Origin of the sequence: Robiginitalea sp., assembly GCF_049588695.1 — a bacterium.
In the GTDB taxonomy this organism is placed as follows: Bacteria; Bacteroidota; Bacteroidia; order Flavobacteriales; family Flavobacteriaceae; genus Robiginitalea.
This window is the reverse complement of record NZ_JBAVZJ010000053.1, coordinates 1-4,269: the sequence shown is the minus strand read 5'-3', so window position 1 is coordinate 4,269 and position 4,269 is coordinate 1. Positions and strand designations below refer to the sequence as shown.

Genomic DNA, 4,269 nt, shown 5'->3' with positions numbered 1-4,269 from the left:
CTTTAAGGTACTTCTGCATCCCTGGGGATTCGTACTGGAAAATCCCGATAGTCTCCCCCCGTTGGAAGAGTTCATAGGTCTCGGCGTCATCCAGGGGAAAATCATCCGGGACGAGTTCAATACCCTGTCGCGCCTTAACGATTTTCACCGTATCCTTGATGAGGGTGAGGGTCTTGAGCCCGAGAAAATCCATTTTCAGCAGGCCGGCGCTCTCCACTACAGAATTGTCAAACTGGGTGACGTACAGGTCGGAATCCTTAGCGGTGGCTACGGGCACAAAATTGGTAATATCATCCGGGGTGATGATGACCCCGCAGGCGTGGATCCCCGTATTCCTGAGGGACCCTTCCAGCACCCGGGCCATATTGACCGTCCGGGCTTCCAGATCATCCCCTTCGGAGATCCCGAGCAGTTCATTGACCTTTTCGTATTCATCGGCCCGGAATTTCTTCTTGAGTTCTGCGGTCTCTTTGCCAAAGATTTTACCGAATTTGGCCATGTTCGGGATCAGTTTGGCGATGCGGTCGGCGTCTCCCAGGGGCAGGTCCAGCACCCGCGCGGTATCCCGGATGGAAGACTTGGCCGCCATGGTGCCGTAAGTGATGATTTGGGCGACCTGGCTGGAGCCGTATTTATCGATAACGTAGTCCATAACCCTGGAACGGCCTTCGTCGTCAAAGTCTATATCGATATCGGGCATGGAGACCCGGTCCGGATTGAGGAACCGCTCAAAAAGCAAGTCGTATTTTAAGGGATCAATGTTGGTGATGCCCAGGCAGTAGGCAACTACCGAACCGGCGGCTGAACCGCGGCCCGGCCCCACGGAAACATCCATATTCCGGGCTTCCCGAATAAAGTCCTCCACGATAAGGAAATACCCGGGGTAGCCCGAGTTTTCAATAGTCCTGAGTTCAAAATCCAGGCGTTCCTGCAGGGGGGCGTCGATCTCGCCGTAGCGCTGCTTAGCCCCCAGGAAGGTGATATGCCTCAGGTAGGCATTTTCACCCCGCTTCCCACCATCGGCCAGGTCTTCCGCTACCTGGAATTCCGTGGGGATTTCGAATTTTGGGAGCAATACGTCCCGGGCGAGTTCAAAGGGAGTGACTTTGTCTATGATCTCCTGAATGGATACAATACTCTCCGGCAGATCCCGGAAAAGCCCCTTCATTTCCTCCTGGGACTTAAAATAGTACTCCTGGTTCGGCAGCCCAAAGCGATAGCCCCGGCCGCGGCCCACAGGTGTCGCCTGCTTTTCACCTTCTTTGACGCAGAGCAGGATGTCATGGGCTTCCGCATCCTCCTTGTCCCGGTAATAGGTGTTATTGGTTGCCACCAGGGAGACGTTGTGTTTACGGGCCAGGTTTACCAGTGAGGTATTGGCCCGGTCTTCATCCTCCTGCCCATGCCGCATAAGCTCTACGTAGAGGTCCTCCCCAAATTCCGCTTTCCACCAGAGCAGGGCCTCTTCAGCCTGTTTCTCACCCTGGTTGAGGATTTTTGAAGGTACTTCCCCATAGAGGTTCCCGGTCAGGACAATCAAATCGTCTTTATACTGTTGCACCACCTCCCGGTCAATCCTCGGGACATAGTAGAACCCTTCGGTATAGGCTATGGAGGACATTTTGGCGAGGTTGTGGTATCCGTTCTTGTTTTTGGCAAGCATCACAACCTGGTAGCCGTAGTCCTTTACGGATTTGTTATGACGGTCCTCACAGACAAAGAATTCGCAGCCCAGGATAGGGATCAGGGGCGCCGGGTGTTCCCCTTCCGCCTGCTCTTCAAGGCTTTTATTATAGGCATTCACCTCTTTGACAAAGTGAAAGGCCCCCATCATATTGGCGTGATCTGTCAGGGCGACTGCCGGCATATTGGCCTCGGTGGCGGCAGCGACCAGATCCTTGATTTGAATGGTGGACTGGAGGACCGAAAATTGGGAGTGGTTGTGCAGGTGGGCAAAGGGAACCTCCTCCAGGGTTTTTTTGTTTTCCGTTATTTCTGCCTGGCTCAGGCCGGCCTGTGGGGTGGTTGTTTTCCGGGCCAGGGCTTCAGAAGCCTTTTTTAAGTTTTTGTGTTTTAGGCCGAAGGGGGGGATGACCTCCGGGTTGGCCTGCTCAAAACGCTGCAGGTAGCCCGGACCCTGGCCGAGGACCTCGCCGCTGAAGGATTTTGTTCGTACCAGTTCCAGGAAACACCGGGCCGTGGCCTCCACATCCGCACTGGCGTTGTGGGCTTCGTTAAAAGGTTCCCCGAAGAGGTGTTCGTGGAGTTCGGTAAGGGTGGGGAGCTTAAATTTTCCGCCCCGCCCCCCGGGGAGTTGACAAAGCTCCGCCGTATCCTCGGTACAGGTATCCAGGACCGGAAGGGATTTCAGGGGGTTGGCTCCTGAATCCCGGAAAAATTCTGCCCCCATAACATTGAGGTCAAAACTGACGTTTTGCCCCACCACAAACTGGGTTTTGGCCAGGACAGCCTTGAAATCTTCCAAAACTTCCTTCAGGGGTTTGCCCTGGGCCGCGGCCAGGGCTGTCGATATGCCGTGGATTTGCTCCGCATCGTAAGGGATGTTGAAGCCCTCGGGTTGTACCAGTGCATCGTAGTGTTCCAGAAGCCTTCCCGCATCATCGTGCAACTGCCATGCGATCTGTACACAACGCGGCCAGTTATCGGTATCGCTTACGGGGGCATTCCACCGCTTGGGGAGGCCTGTGGTTTCAGTATCAAAAATGAGGTACATGGGCAGTTTTCAGAATTTCGGGAGGATAAAAATATATAAATGCACCCGGCTTAGGAAAGGGAGTTTTTAGGAGTTATCAACCAATAAAAAAACCCGTCCGGGAGGGACGGGTTTTAAAACTATAGTGCCCGGTAATTAGGAGAGTATTTCCTCATACATTTTGGAGGTGTTCAGGGCGGCCTGTATGGCATCCCTTTGTTGGATGAGTAAGCGCTCCGTGGATGGGGGCAAACGCATCTCTGAGTTTTTCAGGATATCGTTGTACTCCTCCAGGCTGGCTTTTTCGCCCCGTTCAACTTCTTCGAGAATTTTCTCGGTTTTCTCTGAACTCATGAGGGGCTTTAATTTCATCCATAGGCGGTGTAAGTCTCCGCCCAGGCTTCCGCCTTTTTCGGGGAGCTCTCCGTATTCCATAATTTCAGTCTTCAGTTCGAAGCCGAAGGCACGGCGTTGTTTTTCTTTATCTTTTAAAAAGTCCTTAACATAAGACTCTTTTGCCTCATCTGCCGCCAGCTTATAGCCTTTCTCGGCATCATAGGTCTTTTCTAATAAATCATTTAAGCGATTGGAAATCTCTGTAGTGTACTTCATTAATCTTTCGTCATTTTTAATTTAAATCAGATAACTGTCTTTCAGTATCTTCATCTATAGTATAACAACTAAAACGCTGAAAATCAAATATATACTTCGGTTTTACATAAGTTTAACAGTTTACAGGCCGAAAAGAGGTTGCAATCAGGGGTAAAATTTTCAAAAATCGAATAATGAATCGCGAAAGAAGCTTATATTTGCACCCGCTTATGCCCTTTGTATGGGGTTAAAACAGTTTAAAACTGTATTGAAAGAATTAATAACCGGGGTCGGGAACCCTACAAATTAATGTGATATGCCCGTAAAAATCAGATTACAAAGACACGGTAAAAAAGGAAAACCTTTTTACTGGATTGTTGCTGCAGATGGCCGTTCCAAGAGAGATGGCCGGTACCTCGAAAAGCTCGGTACCTACAACCCCAACACGAACCCAGCCTTGATTGACCTCAACGTAGACGCGTCGGTAACCTGGTTAGACCACGGGGCGCAGCCTACAGAAACTGCCCGTCGTATTTTATCTTATAAAGGAGTGCTGATGAAGCATCACCTTAAAGGAGGTGTTCGCAAAGGGGCACTGACCGAAGAGCAGGCCGAAGCGAAATTCCAGGCCTGGATGGATGAGAAGGCTCAGAAAGTAGCTGATAAATCCCAGGGACTCGAAAAGGAGAAAGCCGAAGCACGGGCGAAAGCGCTGGAAGCAGAAAAAGAAGCCAACGAGAAGCGCGCCAAGGCTGCTGCGGATGCCGAAGCTGCTGAAGCCGCCGAAGCTGCTGCTGCCGCTGCACCACCTGCTGAAGAAGCCCCCGCAGAGGCGGCTCCTGAGGCTGCCGCTGAGGTCGCTGAAGAAATGGCACCTGAAGCTGCCGCTGAGGCCACTGTAGAAAAGGCACCCGAAGCTGCTGAAGAGAAAGCTCCTGAAGCTGCCGCTGAGGCCACTGAAGAAA

The 4,269-nt window shown here is 51.7% G+C and carries 3 protein-coding genes; 1 reads left to right on the top strand and 2 read right to left on the bottom strand.

Annotated elements, in window-relative coordinates:
• Together dnaE and WBV75_RS01025 are read right to left on the bottom strand one after the other, a co-directional pair.
• Positions 1 to 2,734: DNA polymerase III subunit alpha (dnaE, locus tag WBV75_RS01030; protein WP_424118806.1), on the bottom strand; the 2,734-nt coding region annotated here is incomplete at its 3' end.
• Between the two features lie 135 nt (positions 2,735 to 2,869).
• The gene (locus WBV75_RS01025; RefSeq protein WP_424118805.1) at positions 2,870 to 3,325 is read right to left on the bottom strand and encodes a ferritin-like domain-containing protein; all 456 of its coding nucleotides are present in this window, start codon (positions 3,323 to 3,325) and stop codon (positions 2,870 to 2,872) included.
• A 295-nt stretch (positions 3,326 to 3,620) separates the two neighbouring features.
• On the opposite strand from WBV75_RS01025, the gene WBV75_RS01020 reads away from it, so the two are divergent.
• Positions 3,621 to 4,269, top strand: a 649-nt coding sequence (locus WBV75_RS01020; protein WP_424118804.1) for a 30S ribosomal protein S16, incomplete at its 3' end; no start/stop codon positions are given.

Excerpts from the sequence above, each read along its gene's own strand:
- WBV75_RS01025 (WP_424118805.1), bottom strand. The coding sequence starts at position 3,325 with ATGAAGTACACTACAGAGATTTCCAATCGCTTAAATGATTTATTAGAA.